This window comes from Mesobacillus jeotgali, assembly GCF_002874535.1.
GTDB classification, from domain to species: domain Bacteria; phylum Bacillota; class Bacilli; order Bacillales; family Cytobacillaceae; genus Mesobacillus; species Mesobacillus jeotgali.
In genome coordinates, this window is record NZ_CP025025.1 from 3,382,619 (window position 1) to 3,403,995 (window position 21,377).

The window sequence follows — 21,377 nt, forward strand, 5'->3', positions numbered from 1 at the left end:
ATCTTTCTAGACTCGAAATAATATCATTATAAAGGGGAATGCTGCGGACTGACAATCTTTTTTTAAGGCTAATAACAGACAATTTATGCACACTGTTTAATGCAATAAAGAAAGATAACCCTGACCAGGTTATTTTTCATTTCGTGATTTTAACTTGAAGTTGTAGCCAAATGTCTCTTCGGCAGAGGATATTTTATAGCCGAAACCAGGCTTAAAATCCAAGAATATTTTGCTTGGAAGGGACTCCAGCGATTTTTCTGGTACAAAAAAGTTAATACCGCTTTCTGTAATCACTTCATCATCAGCCTGCTTTTCTTCGATGTGCAGTTGAATGTCCGTTGCGATCGAACATGTCCCAACAAACTCTGCTAAAATTCTTATTCCTTCACTATCGCTGAATTGGACCTTACTCAACTCTTCCAATGCTGCCTCTTTAATTTCGATTTTCATGAATAATCACCCCTATAAAATTAAATATACCCAAGTTTTTATCCACAACGCATGCTCTGCTTGTTACTTAGCTAATTATTTAACTAAATACAAAAGGCAGACCACAGCGGCCTGCCTCTTGCTACACTATTTATTTTGCCCCTTCCAATTCCTTCTTGCGCAATTCTATGCGGCGAATTTTTCCTGAAGTTGTTTTTGGAAGTTCTTCAAGGAACTCGATTTTCCTTGGGTATTTATATGGAGCCGTTAATTCTTTCACGTGCTGCTGCAGCTCAGCTACAAGGTTCTCCTGTTCAGGGCTGACGCCGTCTCGCAGGACAACAAAGGCTTTTACGATATGACCGCGGATTTCATCAGGTGATGCTACTACTGCACATTCACTTACGTAAGGATGTTTTACAAGTGCATCCTCAACTTCGAAAGGCCCGATTGTATAGCCAGAGCTGATGATGATGTCGTCTCCGCGTCCTTCAAACCAGAAGTAGCCTTCTTCATCTTTGCTCGCTTTATCCCCTGTTACGTAGTAATCACCACGGAACTGCATCGCTGTCCGCTCTGGATCCTTGTAATAGTTCTTGAACAAAGCTGGTGTTTCAACATGGACAGCGATATCCCCGACTTCTCCTGGAGCACAAGGCTCACCGTTTTCATTGATAATTTCGACCCGGTTTCCAGGCGTTGGCTTGCCCATCGATCCCGGTCTCAATTCCATGCCTTTTGTCACGCCGACAAGCAATGTATTTTCTGTCTGTCCATAACCGTCGCGCACCTCGACATTGAAATGCTTTTTAAATGTATCAATTACTTCCCGATTAAGCGGTTCTCCCGCAGAAACAGCACTGTGAAGTCCTGGCAGATTAAAATCACTTAAATTTTCCACCTTTGCCATCAGACGGTATTCAGTCGGTGTGCAGCAAAGGACATTCACATTATATTTTTGCAGCAGTGTCAAATACTTTTGGGGCTCGAATTTCCCCTGATAAACCAGGCCGGTTGCACCAGTTCCCATTACAGATAAAAACGGACTCCAGATCCACTTTTGCCAGCCAGGACCTGCTGTCGCCCAGACAGTGTCACCATCCTCAATCCCAAGCCAATTTGTTGCTGCTGTGCGAAGATGCGCATATGCCCATCCATGTGTATGGACGACCCCTTTAGGATTGCCTGTCGTTCCGGAAGTGTAGCTAAGGAATGCCATGTCATCGCGTTCAGTAGGTGCCAGCGGAAGGTCAGCCGAAGCATTAACCATTTCTGCATCCAGATGGATCCAGCCTTCTCTTTCGTCTCCAATAACAAACTTAGGCAGGTTATCCGCTTCCTCTATTCCTGCGAATTCTTCTGTAAAAGGAGCATAGCTTACAATTGCTTTTACGTCGCCATGGTTGATCCGATATTGAAAATCCTTAGTTCTTAGCATTTCCGAACTAGGGATGACAACTAAGCCCATTTTCAACGATGCAATATAAACCTGATAGGCCTCAATCAATCTCGGCACGACGACCAAAACGACATCCCCCTGTTGCAAGCCATGTTCCGAGAAAACGTTTCCAATTCTATTCGCATTATTTAGAAGTTCATGGTATGTAATTTCTTTCGTGCTGCCTGCTTCATTTTCCCAGACAATCGCTTTTCTTTCTTGATCCTGAGCGAAGCGCTCCATTTCAGATACAAGATTATACTTTTGCGGCGCAATTAATTGTTCCCTGTTCATACTCTTCCCCCTCATAATGTTTTGTTCAGGCCGGTTCACTAATGTGAGTACTTGCCTTCTTATCCCCAATTCCTATTATACAAAATTATTTAAAAATTTAAAATTATATGATAACATTTTTTCAATATAATAATTCGTGCAAAAAAAGAGCGGGGCATCTGCCCCGCTCCTTGTAGCCATATTATTAATTTTTTAATTAGCGAGAGTATCCGCCACCAAGTTGTTGTTCAGCCATTTGAACTAAACGCTTAGTGATCTCTCCACCTACAGAACCGTTAGCGCGAGAAGTAGTTTCTCCGCCTAGCTGTACACCAAATTCAGAAGCGATTTCGTACTTCATTTGGTCAAGAGCTTGTGATACTCCAGGTACTAGAAGTTGATTTGAGCTGTTGTTGTTTGCCATGTGTTTCACCTCCTTGTGAGTATAGAGTGTGTAAAAACACATGGCTTAATTCAAAACTTTAATTGGTAATTGTTCACAAATTCATCATAATTTAAAATAGGTCATCCATTGAATCATCTTTTCGTTCCGAAGCCGGTTTGAGAACCATACGCTCAGTTCCTTCGACGGCTTTTTGAATCAATTCCTCAAAGTCGAAGAAGCTTTCAAAGTTTTGAACCTTATCGAGCTTTGGCTTAGTTTTCGGTGAAGAAGGAACAAAGACCGTACAGCAATCCTCATATGGTCGGATTGATATGTCATGAGTATCAATATCATGAGCAATATCCATGATTTGAAGTTTGTCCATTGTAATCAAAGGTCTGATGATTGGTGTAGTAGTCACTTCATTGATCGCATACATGCTTTCAAGCGTCTGGCTTGCTACCTGCCCAAGACTTTCACCAGTGATGATTGCAAGGCCGCCCTGTTTTTCCCTGATGGCGTCCGTTATGCGGAGCATAATTCTCCTTGTCGTTGTCATCGTATAGTTTTCCGGTATTTGCTTGTGGATTGCCTGCTGGATCTCAGTGAACGGCACAATATGAAGTGCGAAATGCCCGTTTACCTCTGCAAGTTTTTCCGAAAGATCAATAACCTTTTGTTTTGCTCTCTCACTTGTAAATGGTGGACTGAAGAAATGGACGCCTTCAACCTCGAGGCCTCTCTTCATAGAAAGATATCCTGCTACAGGACTGTCAATTCCCCCGGAAAGCATCAGCATTCCTTTGCCCGCAGAGGCAGCAGGGAGTCCGCCAGCACCTTTTATTGTTTCTGCCGAAATATAGGCAGCTTCTTTTCTAATTTCGATCTGAAGATTTATATCAGGGTTGCGGACGTCCACTTTCAAGTCATCAACATTCCTTAAAATATGGCCGCCGAACTCCGAATTGATCCCGTTTGTATCCAATTCAAATGTCTTGTCCGAACGTTTAGCAGTGATTTTAAAAGTCTGGCCCGGCTTATGAATCTTCCTGAAAAGTTCAAGTGCAGCATCTTTCATTTTATCGAGATCCTTTTCAACTTTTACAGCCGGGCTGAAGGATTGAATCCCGAATATTTCTTTCAACTTCTCTACAATTCCGTCACTTTCTTCACCATTAAGAAGGATGAACATGCGATCCCGTTCTGCCTTGATGGCTGCATTCGGATAGTCCCTTAAAGCTCTTTTAATATTTTTTCTAAGTCGATCAATGAATTTATTCCTGTTTCTTCCTTTAGTCGATATTTCTCCATAACGAACCAAAATACGGTCATACATCATTTCTTTACTACCTCGCTTAAATGTTTTACTGTCTCAGCTATTGCCTTTGCTGCTATCTCTGCTTCTTCTGCTGTATTGCTGTATGTCAGGCTGACCCTGATTGCGCTTTCCGCTTCCTCTTGTGACACTCCCATTGCCAGCAAAGTCTTGCTTGCAGCCTTCTTTTTTGAAGAGCAGGCGCTTGTGGTTGATACATATATATTTTTTTCTTCCAGCGCATGTACAAATGTTTCTGCCTTCAAACCCTTGATGGAAAAGTTCAATATGTGGGGCGCACGATTATCCATTGGCGTGTGAATGGTGATTTCCTTGATTTGGTTTATACCACTTCTTAATATTTCCATAGCCTCCACCATTTGATTCAGCTTTTCTGTCCTTTGTTCAACCGTCAGCCTTAATGCCTTTGCCATCGCAACCATGCCGGCTACATTTTCGGTTCCGCTCCGCTGCTTCCATTCCTGATTTCCGCCGGAGAATAATGGAGACAAGGTGACACCTTCTTTTATGAACAATGCGCCTGTCCCTTTCAGGCCATGGAATTTATGCCCCGAGATGGTGGCCAAATGGATCCCGGCTTCGTAAAAGTTCAATGGTACCTTACCGACTCCCTGAACATAGTCAACATGTAAGAATGCTTTTGGATACTTTTTTAGAAGTTTTCCAATTTCCTTTATAGGCTGAATCGTGCCGACTTCATTATTTACATGAATCACAGACACAAGAATGGTATCATCACGCATTTCTTTTTCGATCGAATCCGCGCTGATAAAGCCATCTGCATCAGGCTTTATATATGTTATTTCATATCCGAGTGATTCAAGCTGTACCATCGCATTGTGGATGGAAGCATGTTCAATGCTTGTGGTTATGATATGCCTGCCTCTTTCGCGGTGGGCCATCGCAATTCCTTTTATAGCAAGATTATTGCTTTCCGTCCCTCCGGAAGTGAACAGGATTTCCGTTTCTTTTACATTCAGCAGCCTGGCAACCTGAGAACGCGCCTGCTGAAGCAGCTTCTCTGCCTGCCCACCGATTTTATGAAGTGATGAAGGATTTCCGAAAAAATCCTCTGAGACTTTTAAAAATGAGTCCAATACTTCTTTATAGGGTTTAGTTGTGGCACTGTTGTCTAAGTAAATCATCGTATCCCCCCTTGTTCAATACATTTATGCTAACTAGAAATCTTATCATAAGAAGTTATCAATGAAAAATAATCGCAATTGATATTAATAGTATGCCCGGAAGCATGCATCTCCCAAAAAAACAGGTCTCCATGACGGAGACCCACGTTTTTCATCACTCTTTTTCAGCTAACATTTGCTCGATTCTCTTCAGGGCACCAGGATCTACTTCTTCAATTGAAGTTGCCGCCTGTTCAAGTGCATCGCGATAATCGTAATTCCGGAAATACTCTTCTGCTTCCCGGAGTCCCCGGTCAACCGAAGGATATCGGCTGCGGTATCTGTTGCCATATTGAATGACTCGCTCAGCCAGCATGACTGTCTCGACGATTTCTTCAGTCGATGCTTCAAGCTTTTCAACCGTCAGCACAGCGATTTCTAAATACTGTTGGACAACAGGAATATCCAGCGGCTTCTCCTCAAGCTTTTCATTGACTTGTTTAATGCTTTCATTTGCATCTCCAAGAAGGTATTTGTATTCCTGTGACAAACCAGGCATATTGCTTTTGGAGACAATACGGATCAGTTCGGAAATCTTTTTCGACAGATCCCATACTTTATCCCTGGCCGCCATTTCATCCTTCCTTAGGGCACTCAACTTTTCCATCAATACTTTTTGCTCTTCAACAAGTGCATCAAGCTGCTGCTTCGCTTCTTCAAGCTCCACCTTTATCAGGCTTTGTGCTGTATCATTTTCAGTAATTCTGTGATCGATTAATTCAAATCGCTTAAGCAAGCCTTTGAGCTGTTGTTCTACATTCGTTTGTGCCGACAACTCTTTATCATTCAGATGATAGCTCTCCTGGATATGCTTTGTCTCTTCTTTCAACGTCTTGCTTTCTGTTATTGCTTTTACGAGGGTTTCTTTTGCCTCGTGTTCTGTCTTCGTAATGTATTGTTTAGCCAGAACCTCAGCTTCAAGGAGATCGAATAACTTCTCAACACGTTCCTTTAACCCCTGAATGCCCTGTTCAGCGATTTCAACATCGCCCTTTTCCAGGGAAGCCCGATATTCGGTCAATTCCTTTACGATTTCCTCAACCTCTTTTTCTGCGTTCAGATGGTCAAGTACATACCCCTGTGCAGCCATCTCCCTGACTCCGTCCTTCAGTTCGCTGACTTGGGCAGGAATGACCGACTGGCAATCATGCAGTAGCGCTGGAATGGATTCCATCTTGCTGGATACCTGTTCAAGCAATGCCTGGATGGACAACACGGTCTCCCTTGCTTCAAGGTAATTCCCATTATCCGTCTTTTCATCAAACTCGATGAATTTTGCCTGGATGTTTTCAAGCAAAGCTTCGAGACTAGCCTCAGCACTTCCAAAGCTGTGGCGGTGTGACAGAAGGTTTTTCTTATTATCCCTGTATTGCTCTTTCAGGCCATCGATTTCTTCACGGTTTTTCTCTTCGCTTCCGACAAGTTCATTCAACTCACCGAGTATTTTTTTAATCTTATCCTCTGTTTCCGTCAGCTTGCGATCAATGACGGCAAGGGATTCCTTAGCCTTTTTGAATCTGTATTTGTCAATGTACTCCTCAGCATCGAACAAATAATCTTCGATCCCTGGCAGCTTGGACGTAACAAGTTCATCCCATTCCTGGCGCCAGCGCTCGAAAAGCTCCTCTGTCTGGCCTGTCATGTTCAGCTGTTTTACCTTTGACATTTCATCCAGTACCGGCCGGTTCATGATATCGATTTTCCATGACTCATACCGGTCGACCTCACTGTAATACTTCCGTTTCATAAAATATCCGATTAAAAAAAGAATTATCAATATAGCTATTCCGCCGATTATGTACTCCATTGTTATCCCCCTGGCCTCACAAATTCCAAGTTCTGAATCCTTCTATATAAAATGAATTTATAAATGCGTGTATAATGTATTTATATTACCATGTAAACGACAATTTTTGACTATTAAATTCATATTTTTTGTTGAAATTATCCGAATTAAGCCGATTTAACTTGAAATCTTATATAAAAGGAGGCCTAAAATTATGAAGGATGGCCATGTCCACACATCTTTTTGCCCGCATGGCACTAAAGATACGATAGAAGATTACGTCGAGAGAGCCCTGGAGCTTGGCTATACAGAAATCACATTCGCTGAGCACGCCCCTCTACCGGAAGGATTCATAGATCCTACACCACTGAAGGACAGCGCGATGCGTTATGAAGAATTGGATCGATATTTTCAAACGATTGAAGAAGCCAAAGAAAAGTTCAGAGGGAAAATAAAAATCAATACTGGTTTTGAGGTTGATTTTATCGAAGGATACGAGGTTCAGACTGCCAATTTCCTCAACAAATTCGGTCCTCGTCTCGATGACGCCATTCTATCAGTTCATTTTTTGAAAAACCCTTCCGGAAAATATGATTGTCTTGATTACAGTCCGGACAACTTTGGGGAGATAGCAGAAGCATACGGTTCCGTGGAAAATGTGCATCGTCATTACTACCAAACTGTATTGAAATCCATTCTTGCTGATCTCGGGCCATTCAAGCCAAAAAGGATCGGGCATATTACCCTTGCCAATAAATTCCGCTTAAAATTCCCAATCCAGAATGAGTTTACTGAAGAGATCATTGAAATACTGGAGAATGTTTCGATGCAGGGCTATGAGCTGGATTATAACGGAGCTGGTACTGCAAAACCTTTATGCCGTGAACCATATCCTCCAGAATGGGTAGTCAACGAAGCCTTAAAGCATGGGATCAGACTAGTTTACGGTTCTGATGCACACCAGGCGAAGGAGCTAGGACAGGGACTAGACAGTATGATATTAATACAAAAATAAGGAAACCGGCATCTTTACCGGTTTCCTATATGTTGATCAACATCTTCTCTTGCATTTGATGGCCTGTACAAAGAGTTCCTTTAATCCATTGTGAAATCTCATGGCTGTACTTGTCTGCAAAGTACTTTTCATGAGGCTGCACATGCAGAACCTCCGTCACATAATGGGTATTCAAGAACGGCATCGACAGCAGCCCTTTTAATTGTAAAATGCTGAACTGGATGGAGTGCTTTTTAAATTCTCCGTTCCCCATACCAGCCTCAAGAACCTTTTTAAACATATAGCGTTCTTTTACATGGTAGGTGGACATAATTTCCCTGACAACTTGCGAGTCTATTGTCATCTCTCTTAAAATAAACCTTGTCAATTGACTGTTTTGGCACTGGTATCTCAATACATTGTCAACCATAGCCTTCAGGCAAATCTCAGCACCGCACTCCAATAACGAAAAGCCCTTTTCCAATTCTTCAAGATAGCTTTCAAAAAAAACGGTAAAACAATTTTCGAGGAGTCCATTTTTATTCCGGAAGTAGTATGAGATATTAGCTGCATTTACGTCTGCCCTTGCCGCAATATCCCTTACTGATGTTCCATTGAACCCCTTCGTATTGAATAAGTAGATGGCCGCATCAATAATCGCAGCTTTTGAATTTTTTCTCATTGCTCCGCCCCTCACTTTCCGCAATTAACCTTACTGTTTACCTTTCTGGAAATCATTTAAATTTCCTTTATAAAAAGCTCGACAAAGTCTCCATTATTTCGCCGATTTTTGATACAATGTAGATTAAAACTTCAAGAATGAGGGGGAAAAACTGTGTTTAAAGTCGAAACATACAGCGACAGCCGTGAAAAAAATTACGATTTATTGATAAAGCAGCTTAAAGCTTTGATAGAGGATGAAAAGAATGCGATTGCGAACTTCAGCAACGCTTCTGCTTTATTGAACCAATTTCTCGATCGCGTCAACTGGGTCGGCTTTTACCTGATGGAAGATGGCGAGCTGGTCCTCGGACCATTCCAAGGACTTCCAGCCTGTGTAAGAATCCCGCTCGGCAAAGGAGTTTGCGGAACTGCCGCATCCAAGAAGCAAACAGTAAGAGTTGAAGATGTCCATGCCTTCCCGGGCCACATCGCATGCGATGCCGCATCACAATCGGAAATCGTCGTTCCGATGGTCAAGGACGGTCAGGTCATCGGCGTGCTTGACATTGATTCGCCCGAAAAAAATCGCTTTGATGAGCTGGACCAGCAAAAACTCGAAGAATTTGTTTCTGTACTTGTACAGTATATTCGCTAACATAGAGAAACCCTCCCGTGTTCCGGGAGGGTTTCTAACTGAAATGGAGGATTCTCTTAAATCGAGCCTGTCTCCATAGTGCTTTCTTTCCTGACAGCTTCGAATGCTGCTTCAAGGTCATCCCTTAAATCTTCCCACGCTTCCAATCCAACTGACAATCGGAGCATGTTGTCTTTGATCCCCATATTTTCTCTTGCTTCTTTTGGGACTACAGCATGAGTCATTGTCGCAGGGTGCTGGATCAATGTTTCTGCGTCACCAAGACTTACAGCTATTTTAATGAGCTTTAATTTATTGATGAATGCCTGCGCTTCTTTTTGGCCTCCTTTAATGTTAAAGGAAATCAGGCCGCCCGGCTTACGCATCTGCTTTTTCGCAATTGCGTAATCAGGATGTTTAGGGTCACCAGGGAAAATGACTTCTTCGACTGCAGGATGATCAGAAAGATACGCTGCTAATTTTTCAGCATTATGACAATGACGGTCCATCCTTACCGGCAATGTTTTCAAACCCCTAAGCAATAACCATGCATCAAATGGTGAAATCACGCCGCCAATGTCTTTTTGCGTTGTCATCGATATTTTAGTCATGATCTCCTTTGGCCCCACTGCTACTCCGGCAATGACATCACCATGTCCGCAAATATACTTCGTTGCGCTGTGGATGACGAAATCACAGCCAAGTTCGAGCGGATTCTGGAGATATGGCGAACTGAAAGTATTATCAACAACTACTGGAATCCCTTTTTCCTTCGCAACATCCGCGACCATTTCCAGGTCAACCAGTCTCATTGTTGGGTTGATCGGCGTTTCGATGTAGATGACTCTTGTCTCTGGGGTAATGGCAGCCAATACTTCTTCTCTCGTCGACATCATCGAAAAATCATGGTTAATATCATATTTTTCTTTCATAAGCTGCAGCAGTCCGAACGTACATCCATACACTCCCTGCGAGCAAAGGATGTGGTCGCCTGAGCGTGTCAGCGCTACTAATATCGCAGAAACAGCAGCCATCCCTGAACCAAACGCAAGGGCTTTTTCCCCTTTTTCAATCGTTGCCATCCGCTCTTCAAGCATAGCAACTGTAGGGTTTCCAAGACGTGAATAAATGAACCCTTCCTCTTCTCCGGCAAAGCGTCTTTCACCCTGTTCAGCAGTATCGAAAGTGAACGTACTAGTTTGAAATAATGGCGGCGCAAGGCTTCCCCTGAATTCGTCCGATTTATATCCAGAATGGATAACTTCTGTTTCGAATTTTCTATCTCCCATTACGATTCCTCCTATATGTTCTGTAAACGCTTACAATTTACCCCCATAATCAGGATATGATATTTACCCCCTTATTGAAAGTAATTTCTCTCACACCCCCTTAAAAAGTCCTGTGGTCTGTTAAATGAACAAAAAGCGCAAGCGCCTCGTTCAGCCCCGACAAGCGCTGGAGGGCCGACCGGTGAAGTCGTTCTTTGACTTCATTGGGCGGACCGAAGCGACTCGAGGGGCTAGGCGCTGGAGCTGGATTAAGAAAATACATGTAGTTATCCGCACTAAATAATTTTTTGATTTCCTGGTAAACAAAGAAAAAGCACTCGTTTCTGAGTGCTTTTAAGAAATGTGTAAGCTCTTTGGCCAGCCCGGATATTGCTCAAAGTATAATTATACTTTATCACTAAAGCAAGACTGGTCTTCATTCTGTACGACTACTTTATTTTTTCCTGAGCCCTTTGCTTTATAAAGAGCCTGGTCCGCCCTTTTGAACACGGTCTTGGTCGTGTCTTCCTGTCCTCTGATCCATGTGGATACCCCGCATGAAACCGTGACATTCGGGTTCGTATTTTTTTCTACTTTTTCTACTAGTCTGTTCGCAATCATGACACCAGTATCGAGAGGAGCCCCTGGCAAATAAATCGCCAGTTCCTCCCCGCCCCATCTGGCACCAATGTCAGTCCCGCGGATATTCTGCGCAATCTGGCGGGCCAGCTGGATGAGGACCTCGTCTCCCACCTGATGGCCATACTGATCATTAACGCTTTTAAAATTATCAATATCAATCAAAATAAAGGTTCCCTGTTGATCTTCAAGCATGGAAAGATTCATTTTGTCATCCAAATACCCACGAGAATACAGCTTCGTCAAATGATCCGTAACAACCATTTTCTCCAGCTCTTCACGCAGCATTGAATTGGTAAAAGCCAATGTTGAATGGTGGATAAGAGACTGCAGCAGCTTGAATGTGTCAAACGCAAAGTGATACGGCTCCTCATGCATGACAAGTGCAAAACCCTTTAATTCCCCGCTCTGGATCATCGGGACACCCATAATCGAGTGGAAGTGTAAAGAGGAGTCATCACTATCAAAGGAGATATCTCCGATGAATAATGGTTCCATTTCCTGCTTGATTCGTTTGGCGATCCTCATTATATAGCTGGAAGCATCCTTTGAAAAGAAAAAGCTTGTGCTGCCTTGCAGGACTGAGTAATCATCGTGGTCTTCATCAAGCATGATGAAACCGACTTCCTGAGCATTAAAGGATTTGATGATTTGCCCGCAGATAAACTTCATGGTATCCGTTAGACGAAGGCTTGTATTCAATTGATGCGATGTTTCATTGATCAACTGCAAATCGGCAATCAATTTCCTGGACTGTTCATAAAGCTTGGCGTTTTCCAACGCACTGCCCGCGGTATTGGCTAGCAACTTGATGAACTCCACCTCATTTTGCGGAAAAACAAGTGAGTTCGGCGCAATGACCTGCAAAACTCCATAAACACCCTGTTTTCCTTTTAAAGGTGCGTACATGATGGAATTTTTTTCAACAACAGAGTCCTCGAATTGGATTTGCCCGCTTACATATGACTGCATAGCAGTCAGGTTATCGCTATCGTATTCAAGGTCTTTAACCGGCAATCCTCCATATCCCTTGTGGTCATGGGACAAAAGCAGGTAGTAGGTAAAAGAAGGATATACTTCCCTTAGGGTGGATATGATTTCACCAAGCACGGCATCCATATCCATAGTCGAATGGAATTTCTTCGTCACCCTGAATAATTGCTTATATCTTTTTTCTTCTTCCATTGTATACGCCAGGCTACGCGCCTTCTCAATGAATAGATTGCACTCATAAGAAAGCCTATTAAAGAACCGGTCTGATAACCGGGACAGTGAACCACCGCTGAATTGAAAGCCGAACAAACCCTTTGGTTTTTCATTACCGGCCAATACAAGCAACAGTTCGTACTGAGGCATAGATTCTGGATATTTAATGAAAGAATAGGGTTTCTCAGTCAATTCACTTACCAGACAATCAGGAAAAGTACCAACCACACTGTCATTTGTTGATAAACGTGTTGTAGCCTGCAGGTGCATTCCCTGTTTCCATTCCTGGCAGCCGTAGAAGTCAATTTCATCAACTTGCAGGAGTTCTTTTAAAATAACCATCATTTGCGAGAGAACTTCTAAGAAAGAAAAAGATAATCTGCCAGTACTGATCAAATCAAAAAATCGGCTTTTCAGTTCTAATATAATCTCGCGTTCCAATAATTCTTCCATATATATCACCTGTTTTAAAATCACTTAACAGCGATTTGTAAGTAGCTGTTTGGACAGGCAGCAGCCTGAATTAACTAAAATGATTCATCACGCGGCAAGGTAATATCCAAATATTTGAAAAATATAGCAATTACTATTCATTATAACATAGACCTAGTAAAATAGTATGACATAAAAAGACAAACTTTTTAGGGTTAGTTGGCATATTAAAACACTTTAAATAAATTATGACCTTGACTTTATAGCATCATAAATTATATAATACTCTTTGTGTAAAATATCGCAGCCTATGTGGTCTACATTATGTATGTATTTTGTTCCTCAAACTTTGTTTGATGGTGTATCTCGTAACCCGCTGCTGCTAGGGCGAAGGTACATGAAAACAAAATACCCATAAATGTTCAATCACAATCTGTTTTTATTTTACAAAATAAAAACTAAGGAGGAGTCATTCATGGCTCGTTATACCGGCCCAAGCTGGAAACTATCCCGCCGTCTTGGAATTTCACTAAGCGGTACAGGTAAAGAATTAGAAAAACGCCCTTACGCACCAGGTCCTCATGGTCCTAACCAGCGTAAAAAGCTTTCCGAATACGGATTGCAATTACAAGAGAAGCAAAAGCTTCGCCACATGTACGGAGTTACTGAGCGCCAGTTCCGTAACTTGTTCGACAAAGCAGGCAAAATGCCTGGTAAGCACGGCGAAAACTTCATGATTCTTCTTGAAGCTCGTCTTGACAACGTTGTTTACCGTCTTGGTCTTGCTCGCACTCGTCGTGCAGCTCGCCAGTTAGTAAACCACGGCCACATCATGGTTGATGGCGCACGCGTAGATATCCCATCTTACCGCGTAGCTCCAGGACAAACAATCACACTTCGTGAAAAGTCTCGCAACCTTGATGTAGTTAAAGAAGCAATCGAAGTTAACAACTTCGTACCAGACTTCTTGACTTTCGACGCAGACAAGCTAGAAGGAACATTCACTCGTATGCCTGAGCGTTCTGAACTTCCAGCTGAAATCAACGAAGCTCTTATCGTTGAATTCTACTCTCGTTAATAGAGTGCTTAATAAAACCCCGGCCGTTTTGGCTGGGGTTTTTGTTTTGACACAGAAAAAGTGTAAAAATACACCGTTTGCGAATAAACTAGTGGTTTTTGCGAATAAATTTCTTTTTTTGCGAATAAAAGCATATATCTAGCGAATAAACCCTCCATTTTTGCGAATAAAAAGAATTATAAAAGGCGAACTCACTAAAAAACAGCCTCCTGGTATCCAGGAAGGCTGTTTTCTTCAATAATATGCAAAAAGCAACAACGTTTGCGAAAAGATCTCTAGTATTTAATCATAAAGTACTTCTTTTTACCACGGCGGACGATCGTGAACTGGCCTTCGATCTTATCTGCATCGCTAAGGACATATGCAGTGTCGGTGACGCGCTCTCCATTCAGGGAGACTGCACCGTTTGTAACATCTTCACGGGCCTGACGCTTGGATGGCGAGATTTTCGCTGCAACCAGCAGGTCGACTAATCCTTGCTCTTCCTCCCCTTCTACTGTAAAAGAAGGAACATCCTTGAAGCCTTGTTTGATTTCATCAGCGCTAAGGTTCTTGATATCTCCGCTGAAAAGTGCCGCTGAGATCCTGATTGCCTGCTGAAGGGATTCTTCACCATGGATCATGCGTGTCATTTCTTCAGCAAGAGCTTTTTGAGCCTTGCGAAGATGTGGCTCTTCCTCAACCGCTTTTTCCAGCGCTTCAATTTCTTCTTTTTCTAGGAAAGTAAAGAACTTCAAGTATTTCACAACATCGGCATCAGCTGTGTTGATCCAGAACTGGTAGAACTCGTACGGTGACGTTTTTTCCGGGTCAAGCCATACAGCACCACTTTCTGACTTTCCGAATTTCGTTCCATCTGCCTTCGTGACAAGCGGGATTGTCAGGCCGAAAGCTTTTGAGCCTTCTGCAGACATTTTACGGATCAGTTCGAGACCTGTCGTAATATTGCCCCACTGGTCGCTGCCGCCAATCTGGAGCTTGCAGTCGTGCTTTTCGTATAAGTGGTAGAAATCCATTGCCTGCAGGATTGTGTAAGTGAATTCTGTAAAAGAAATACCTGTTTCAAGTCTTGAAGCGATTGTATCTTTTGCCAGCATGTAATTCACGCCAACATGCTTTCCAAAGTCGCGCAGGAATGTAACGACATCCATGGACCCTGCCCAGTCATAGTTATTGACCATCATCGCTCCATTTTCGCCTTCAACGCTGAAAATTTGCTCAAGCTGCTTCCTGATGCCGTCTACATTCAGTTGAACTTGTTCAAGTGTCTGCAGTTTACGTTCCTCACTCTTGCCGCTTGGGTCGCCAATCAAGCCGGTCGCTCCACCGACAAGGACGATTGGACGATGCCCAGCATTCTGGAAACGGCGCAGAGTCAGGAAAGGAAGAAGGTGTCCAATGTGCATGCTGTCTGCAGTTGGATCGACACCACAGTATAAAGAAATTTTCTCCTTCGAAAGCAGGTCCTTCATTCCCTCTTCATCTGTTTGCTGGTAAATAATCCCGCGCCATTCGAGGTCTTTTAGTAATTCCATCTTTTCTTCCTCCATTCGGAAATATATTTCGTAACCGGATTTTTGCGAAATAAAAAATGCCCCTGCAATAAATGCAGGGGCGCTGTATGCGCGGTACCACCCGGCTTGAAAACAACATAAAAAAATGTCTTCCACTCAATAAAATAACGGTTAAACCGGCCGCGGCTACTATATACTCAGTTCACTGCGGCGCTCGGGGAGGTAATTCATCCTTCTGTTTGTACCGGCTCACAGCGGCCGCCGGCTTTCTGGAACATTGACAGAAGCACTACTCATTCCCTTCACAGCTTTTTACTATAAAGTTAATAAAGCATTTTTACCATAAAGCGATATATGTTGTCAAATTCGACATAAATTTTCAGAAAAATTCACTTTAACATCTATTCGACAGCCTGTTTATGCTATAATGTATGTGATTTTAGGGGGAATGATATGAATGCATGAAGGAAAACAGGCTTGGAAAGAGAAGCTTAAATCCTTTGGTGCTTTTTTTACGAATAAAAAGACCGTAAAAGGAGCCAGGATTACTTATTCGGTTGTCTGGAACATGCTGTTGTTATTGATCATTGTGCTTGTCCTCGGTGCTGGATTTGCCGGAGGAGCAGGTGCAGGGTATTTTGCATCCCTTGTCAAAGATGAACAAATCCGACCTTATGAAAATATGAGGAAAGATATTTACAACTACGAGGAAACATCGGATTTATATTTTGATAACGATGTTTATCTTGGCAAGCTCCGGACGGATTTATACCGTGAGGAAGTAAAGCTTGACGATATGTCGAAGCATTTGGTGAATGCAGTAGTCGCAACAGAAGATGAGTATTTTTACGAGCATGATGGCGTCGTTCCAAAAGCAATCATGCGTGCACTTTTCCAGGAAGTCACAAACTCGGCAACATCTTCCGGGGGGAGTACACTTACGCAACAGCTCATCAAGAACCAAATCCTGACGAATGAAATTTCATTCGAACGTAAAGCAAAAGAGATTCTGCTTGCGCTTCGTCTTGAGAAGTTTTTTGATAAAAAAGAAATCCTTGAAGCCTATTTGAATGTCGCTACGTTCGGTCGTAACGCGAACGGCAGCAACATTGCCGGTGTACAGGCTGCAGCGAAAGGAATCTTCGGAAAAGATGCAAAGGACCTGACATTGCCTCAGGCCGCTTTTATCGCAGGTCTTCCACAGAGCCCATTCGGCTATACGCCATTCAGCAGCGACCACGGCAAGCTAAAGGACCCGGCAGGACTAGAACCAGGCATGTCCAGGTACAAGACGGTCATTACAAGAATGCATGGTGCAGGCTTCATTTCCGATGAAGAGTTCAAGGAAGCGATCAACTATGATATCACTAAAGACTTTGTAAAAGAAGTTCCTAGTGATAATACTGTTGAGGAATATCCTTTCTTGACGTTTGAAATCGAGGCCCGTTCGGTAGAAATCCTGGCTAAGATACTTGCTGAGCGAGATGGCTATGAATTAGAAGACTTGAAAAAAGACGATAAATTGATGGCGGAATACCAAGCTCTCGCTGACAGGGACCTTCGCCAAAATGGTTATAAGATTTATACGACCATCAATAAAGAGATTTATGAAAAGATGCAGATAACAGCAAAGAAGTACCCTTACTATGGTAGTGATAAACCTCAGGAAGTTCCAGATCCAGATGATCCAAATAAAACAACCATAGTCAAAGAGCCAGTTGAAATCGGTGCCACACTGATTGAGAACAAAACTGGTAAAATCATCAGTTTTGTCGGCGGCCGCAATTTCAAGCGTGAACAGACGAACCATGCTACTAGAGCTCCTAGGCAGAACGGTTCAACAATGAAGCCGCTGCTAGTTTATGCCCCAGCAATGGAGCTGGGCAAATTACACCCGGGTTCTGTTCTGCCAGACGTCCAGGTATTTTTGTATGGAAAAAGCAAACCTTGGCCAAACAACTATGACATGAAGTACAGTGGTTTGACCTCTGCGAGACATGCTTTGACTAAATCTTATAATGTCCCAGCTGTACTGGCTTATAAGAGCATTATCGGGCAAAGACCTGCTAATTTCCTGGATAAGATGGGCTTCTCCAATCTGCAGCCTCATGACTATACTAATTTATCGACTGCTATTGGTTCCCTTCGCGGCGGTGTCACAGTCGAAGAAAACACCAACGCATTTGGTACATTTGCTAATGGCGGAAAGTTCATTGATGCTTATATGATCGAGAAGATAGTCGACAAAAATGGTGAAGTCGTATTCCAGCATAAATCCGAACCAGTAGATGTGTTCAGTCCACAGACATCGTATTTAACGATTGATATGATGCGTGACGTTATTAACAGGGGTACTGCAACTGCTGTAAAAGGCAGGTTGAAGTTCGGTTCTGATTGGGCCGGCAAAACAGGGACTGGTCATGAGTACATCGATTCTTGGTTTGTGGCAACCAATCCGAATGTCTCTTTCGGAGTCTGGCTCGGATATGACACACCTAAACCATTGGAAAGAAAATATAATGGACTTACCTATGGAGTCCGGACCCAATACATCTGGGCAGACTTAATGAACGACGCCTATGACGTTGCTCCTAAGCTAGTCGATCCAGAAGAGCGCTTCAAGATGCCTGGCGGAATCGTCAAGAGATCTTATTGTGCAGTTTCAGGTTTGTTGCCTTCAAGTGCTTGCTCTAAAGCAGGACTTGTTGAATCAGATTACTTTATTGCAAAGTATGCTCCATCAAAGGTTGATGACAGCCTTGTCGAGAACAAATTCGTAACCGTTGGTGATAAGCGCTATATCGCACTTGATTCAACACCATCCGAGTTCACGGATACTGGAGTAATCCTGAACCCAGAATACATGGAAAGCATTATCGGCCATAAAATCAGGGATCCTCAGCAGCTTATTCCTAAAAAGGATGCATGGAACAAGATTCTTGTTGCGGACGATAAGTTAAGCGAAAATGGAAAGAACCCAGCAGCACTGGGTATCAAGCTTTCCGGTAAAACAATCACATGGGGCAAGCACCCTGAAAATGATATTGTCGGCTATCGAGTCTATAACAACAAGAAGAAAGTCGGCAGCATCAAAGCGGGAGAAGCCTTGAGTTTCAATGCAGGAGACGGTTCATTCTATGTTACTGCAGTCGATATTGCCGGAAAAGAATCCGCTCCATCCAATATTATTGAAATTGGCAAAAAGCCAGAGCCTAAGGATCCTCCAAAGGAAGACAAACCGAAGGATCCAAAACCGAAAGACCCTCCTCCAACTGATCCTAAACCAAAAGATCCTCCTGAACCACCGCCTGGAGATGGTGATGGTGACGGTGACGGTGAAGGAAACGGCAATGGCGATGGAAATTAGCAATTAAGCAAAAAATGACACCGCGTCCGATCTGGATGCGGTGTTTTGTTTATCCAAACGCAAAAAGAGCGTGAAACCAGGTTTCACACTCTTTGAAAAGTTCTATTAATCTTCCATTGTAGACAAATCGCCAGTTGGGAGGTCAAGTTCCCAAGCCTTCAATACACGGCGCATAATCTTACCGCTTCGTGTCTTCGGAAGTTTATCGCGGAATTCGATTTCTCTTGGTGCAGCATGTGCAGCAAGGCCTCTTTTAACGAATTGGCGAATCTCTTCGATTAGTTCGTCAGACTGCTCATAACCGTCACGCAATGCGATGAATGCTTTGATGATTTCGCCGCGAACTGGGTCTGGTTTGCCAATGACACCAGCTTCAGCAACTGCAGGGTGTTCAACCAGCTTGCTTTCCACTTCAAATGGTCCAACACGCTCACCGGAAGTCATGATGACATCATCAATTCGTCCCTGGAACCAGAAGTAGCCATCTTCATCCATATACGCTGAGTCACCGGAAACGTACCAGTCACCTGGCATGAAGTAAGAATCATACTTCTGAGGATTGTTCCAGATTGTATGCATCATCGATGGCCAGCCTTTTTGGATTGCTAAATTGCCCATTCTGTATGGCGGCAATTCGTTGCCCTGGTCATCAACAATCGCAGCCTTCACACCTGGGATTGGTTTACCCATTGATCCAGGCTTGATTTCCATGCTTGGATAGTTACAGATCAATTGTGCTCCTGTCTCAGTCATCCACCAGGTATCATGGATGCGCAGGTTGAATACCTTCATTCCCCATCTTACAACTTCCGGGTTCAGCGGCTCACCGACGCTCAGGATATGGCGCAGGCAGCTAAGGTCGAACTTCTTCACTACCTCATCGCCCGCTCCCATCAGCATCCTGAATGCTGTAGGGGCACTGTACCAGACAGTCACTCCGTATTCTTCAATCATTTTATACCATGTTTCTGGATTAAAGCGTCCGCCGATGATTACATTGGATGTTCCCGCAAGCCATGGGCCAAAGATTCCATATGATGTTCCTGTTACCCATCCTGGATCCGCTGTGCACCAGTACACATCTTCTTCTTTAAGGTCTAGTACCCATTTGGCTGTCTGATAATGCTGGATCATCGCATTATGGACATGGAGAACGCCTTTAGGTTTTCCAGTTGAACCCGAAGTGTAATGTAAGATCAGGCCATCTGTGCGGTCAACCCATTCGATAGCAAGCTTCTTGCTTGCCTCAGCCAATTTTTGGTTGAAATCAACATACTTGTCGTTTTCCTCGATATTGTCGCCAACAAGGAGAATATGCTTCAAATCAGGAAGCTCATCGACAGGAACACGCTCAAGAAGCTCAGGTGTCGTCACCAATACCTTCGCCCCACTGTCCTCCAGTCTGTCACGGACAGCACCTTCCATGAATGCTTCAAATAATGGACCTACAATCGCGCCTAGCTTGACTGCCCCGAGAACAGCAAAATACAGTTCTGGAGAACGAGGCATGAAGATAAACACGCGGTCCCCTTTTTCAACATCAGCATAAGTTTTAAAGACATTACCAGCTTTATTTGAAAGCTCCTTCATCTCTTTAAAAGTATATTTTTCCTTGCGCACCCCATCCTGATAATAAAGCGCAATTTTATTTTTCCTGAATCCTTCTGCATGGCGATCAATTGCTTCATATGCCATATTGACCCTGCCTGTTTCAGACCAGGAAAACTCTTTCTCCGCTTCGCTCCAATCAAAGTGCCCATGAAGCTCTTGATAATTTTTCAAGTTATGATCCCCTTGTGTAACTGGTAGCGCTTCCACTTTCATGTATCCATCCCCCTTGGATTTATATTTAAAATACATTATAGTATAAAAATTCGATTTTCTCAATTTTTAAAATATTAGTAGAATATATATTGTGATTTAAAATTTTCATGGGTTAAGGAATTATTACAAGCACACACCATTTTAAGGCGGAGCATACCGATAATTTTGTGGATTTTCTTTTCGAAAAAATTCATATTTAAATACAGAAAATTTTGTGAAAGCGCTTTTATCTGTTAGATTTTATGTATAATAGAATTATCGTTTGAATTGTTGACGGGTGGTGACTGAATGGAACATAAAAAGACTTATAACGCAAAAGAATTGAAAACTCCTCATGGCCGTTTAATCATTGAAGGCCCGATTTCTCCTGAAAAACTTGCAAGCTATGAATTCCATGAAGATTTAGTGGCGTTCCGTCCCCCTGCCCAGCAGCACAAGGCATTGGTAGAGATTGCCGGCCTGCCGGAGGGACGTATCATCGTAGCGCGCTCAGGCCATATGATTGTGGGATATGTTACTTACTTGTATCCAGACCCGCTTGAAAGATGGTCAGAAGGAAAAATGGAAGATTTAATAGAACTTGGTGCAATCGAGGTCATTCCTGAATTCCGCGGCAGCCGAGTCGGCAAGAATTTGCTGATGGTTTCCATGATGGATGACGCGATGGAAGATTATATCATTATCACGACTGAATACTACTGGCATTGGGACCTAAAAGGAACTGGCTTGAATGTTTGGGAGTATCGCAAAGTCATGGAAAAAATGATGAATGCTGGCGGTCTAACCTGGTACGCGACAGATGATCCGGAAATCAGCTCCCATCCAGCAAACTGTTTGATGGCGCGAATCGGCAAGAGAATCGCACCTGAATCAATCCAGCAGTTTGACCAACTGCGGTTTATGAACCGTTTTATGTATTGATGATAC

The 21,377-nt window shown here is 43.1% G+C and carries 16 protein-coding genes and 1 other annotated feature; of the genes, 5 read left to right on the plus strand and 11 right to left on the minus strand.

Going from position 1 to position 21,377, the window contains the following annotated elements:
• Window positions 1-129: 129 nt before the first annotated feature.
• The 6 genes from CD004_RS17175 to ezrA form a co-directional block, all read right to left on the minus strand.
• Window positions 130-450 (minus strand): iron-sulfur cluster biosynthesis family protein, encoded by a 321-nt coding sequence (locus tag CD004_RS17175; protein ID WP_102263875.1) that lies wholly within the window; start codon window positions 448-450, stop codon window positions 130-132.
• A gap of 130 nt (window positions 451-580) precedes the next feature.
• Window positions 581-2,161 (minus strand): acyl-CoA synthetase MbcS, encoded by a 1,581-nt coding sequence (gene mbcS / locus CD004_RS17180; protein WP_102263876.1) that lies wholly within the window; start codon window positions 2,159-2,161, stop codon window positions 581-583.
• A gap of 196 nt (window positions 2,162-2,357) precedes the next feature.
• Complete coding sequence (locus tag CD004_RS17185) at window positions 2,358-2,564, minus strand: alpha/beta-type small acid-soluble spore protein (RefSeq protein WP_102263877.1); 207 nt, start codon at window positions 2,562-2,564, stop codon at window positions 2,358-2,360.
• Between the two features lie 91 nt (window positions 2,565-2,655).
• On the minus strand, window positions 2,656-3,864 hold the full coding sequence (gene thiI, locus CD004_RS17190) for a tRNA uracil 4-sulfurtransferase ThiI (protein WP_102263878.1): 1,209 nt from the start codon (window positions 3,862-3,864) through the stop codon (window positions 2,656-2,658).
• Complete coding sequence (locus tag CD004_RS17195; RefSeq protein ID WP_102263879.1) at window positions 3,861-5,006, minus strand: cysteine desulfurase family protein; 1,146 nt, start codon at window positions 5,004-5,006, stop codon at window positions 3,861-3,863. The genes thiI and CD004_RS17195 overlap by 4 nt, the downstream gene beginning before the upstream one ends.
• Window positions 5,007-5,160: 154 nt before the next feature.
• Window positions 5,161-6,852: a septation ring formation regulator EzrA gene (gene ezrA / locus CD004_RS17200; protein WP_102263880.1), complete on the minus strand. Its 1,692-nt coding sequence runs from the start codon at window positions 6,850-6,852 to the stop codon at window positions 5,161-5,163.
• A 193-nt stretch (window positions 6,853-7,045) separates the two neighbouring features.
• On the opposite strand from ezrA, the gene hisJ reads away from it, so the two are divergent.
• The gene (gene hisJ / locus CD004_RS17205) at window positions 7,046-7,846 is read left to right on the plus strand and encodes a histidinol-phosphatase HisJ (RefSeq protein WP_170030001.1); all 801 of its coding nucleotides are present in this window, start codon (window positions 7,046-7,048) and stop codon (window positions 7,844-7,846) included.
• 25 nt (window positions 7,847-7,871) lie between these two features.
• Here the strand turns inward: hisJ and refZ are convergent, their stop codons facing one another.
• Entirely contained in the window at window positions 7,872-8,507 is a 636-nt protein-coding gene (gene refZ, locus CD004_RS17210; protein ID WP_102263882.1) for a forespore capture DNA-binding protein RefZ, read from the minus strand.
• 153 nt (window positions 8,508-8,660) lie between these two features.
• On the opposite strand from refZ, the gene CD004_RS17215 reads away from it, so the two are divergent.
• Complete coding sequence (locus tag CD004_RS17215) at window positions 8,661-9,143, plus strand: GAF domain-containing protein (RefSeq protein ID WP_102263883.1); 483 nt, start codon at window positions 8,661-8,663, stop codon at window positions 9,141-9,143.
• 56 nt (window positions 9,144-9,199) lie between these two features.
• On the opposite strand, the gene megL is transcribed toward CD004_RS17215, so the two are convergent.
• Window positions 9,200-10,411, minus strand: a complete 1,212-nt coding sequence (gene megL / locus CD004_RS17220) for a methionine gamma-lyase (RefSeq protein WP_102263884.1) — start codon at window positions 10,409-10,411, stop codon at window positions 9,200-9,202.
• A gap of 384 nt (window positions 10,412-10,795) precedes the next feature.
• Window positions 10,796-12,688: a sensor domain-containing diguanylate cyclase gene (locus tag CD004_RS17225; RefSeq protein ID WP_102263885.1), complete on the minus strand. Its 1,893-nt coding sequence runs from the start codon at window positions 12,686-12,688 to the stop codon at window positions 10,796-10,798.
• A gap of 454 nt (window positions 12,689-13,142) precedes the next feature.
• On the opposite strand from CD004_RS17225, the gene rpsD reads away from it, so the two are divergent.
• Window positions 13,143-13,745: a 30S ribosomal protein S4 gene (rpsD, locus tag CD004_RS17230; RefSeq protein ID WP_079510073.1), complete on the plus strand. Its 603-nt coding sequence runs from the start codon at window positions 13,143-13,145 to the stop codon at window positions 13,743-13,745.
• A 275-nt stretch (window positions 13,746-14,020) separates the two neighbouring features.
• Here the strand turns inward: rpsD and tyrS are convergent, their stop codons facing one another.
• Window positions 14,021-15,280: a tyrosine--tRNA ligase gene (tyrS, locus tag CD004_RS17235; RefSeq protein WP_102263886.1), complete on the minus strand. Its 1,260-nt coding sequence runs from the start codon at window positions 15,278-15,280 to the stop codon at window positions 14,021-14,023.
• Between the two features lie 72 nt (window positions 15,281-15,352).
• Window positions 15,353-15,574, minus strand: a binding site (T-box leader).
• Between the two features lie 142 nt (window positions 15,575-15,716).
• Here tyrS and CD004_RS17240 point away from each other — a divergent pair.
• Window positions 15,717-18,626 carry a transglycosylase domain-containing protein gene (locus CD004_RS17240; protein ID WP_102263887.1) on the plus strand — a complete coding sequence of 970 codons (2,910 nt, stop codon included), beginning with the start codon at window positions 15,717-15,719 and terminating at the stop codon, window positions 18,624-18,626.
• A gap of 105 nt (window positions 18,627-18,731) precedes the next feature.
• On the opposite strand, the gene acsA is transcribed toward CD004_RS17240, so the two are convergent.
• On the minus strand, window positions 18,732-20,450 hold the full coding sequence (gene acsA, locus CD004_RS17245) for an acetate--CoA ligase (protein WP_102263888.1): 1,719 nt from the start codon (window positions 20,448-20,450) through the stop codon (window positions 18,732-18,734).
• A gap of 288 nt (window positions 20,451-20,738) precedes the next feature.
• Between acsA and CD004_RS17250 the strand changes: the two genes are divergently transcribed.
• Window positions 20,739-21,371, plus strand: a complete 633-nt coding sequence (locus CD004_RS17250) for a GNAT family N-acetyltransferase (RefSeq protein WP_041965454.1) — start codon at window positions 20,739-20,741, stop codon at window positions 21,369-21,371.
• Window positions 21,372-21,377: the final 6 nt, after the last annotated feature.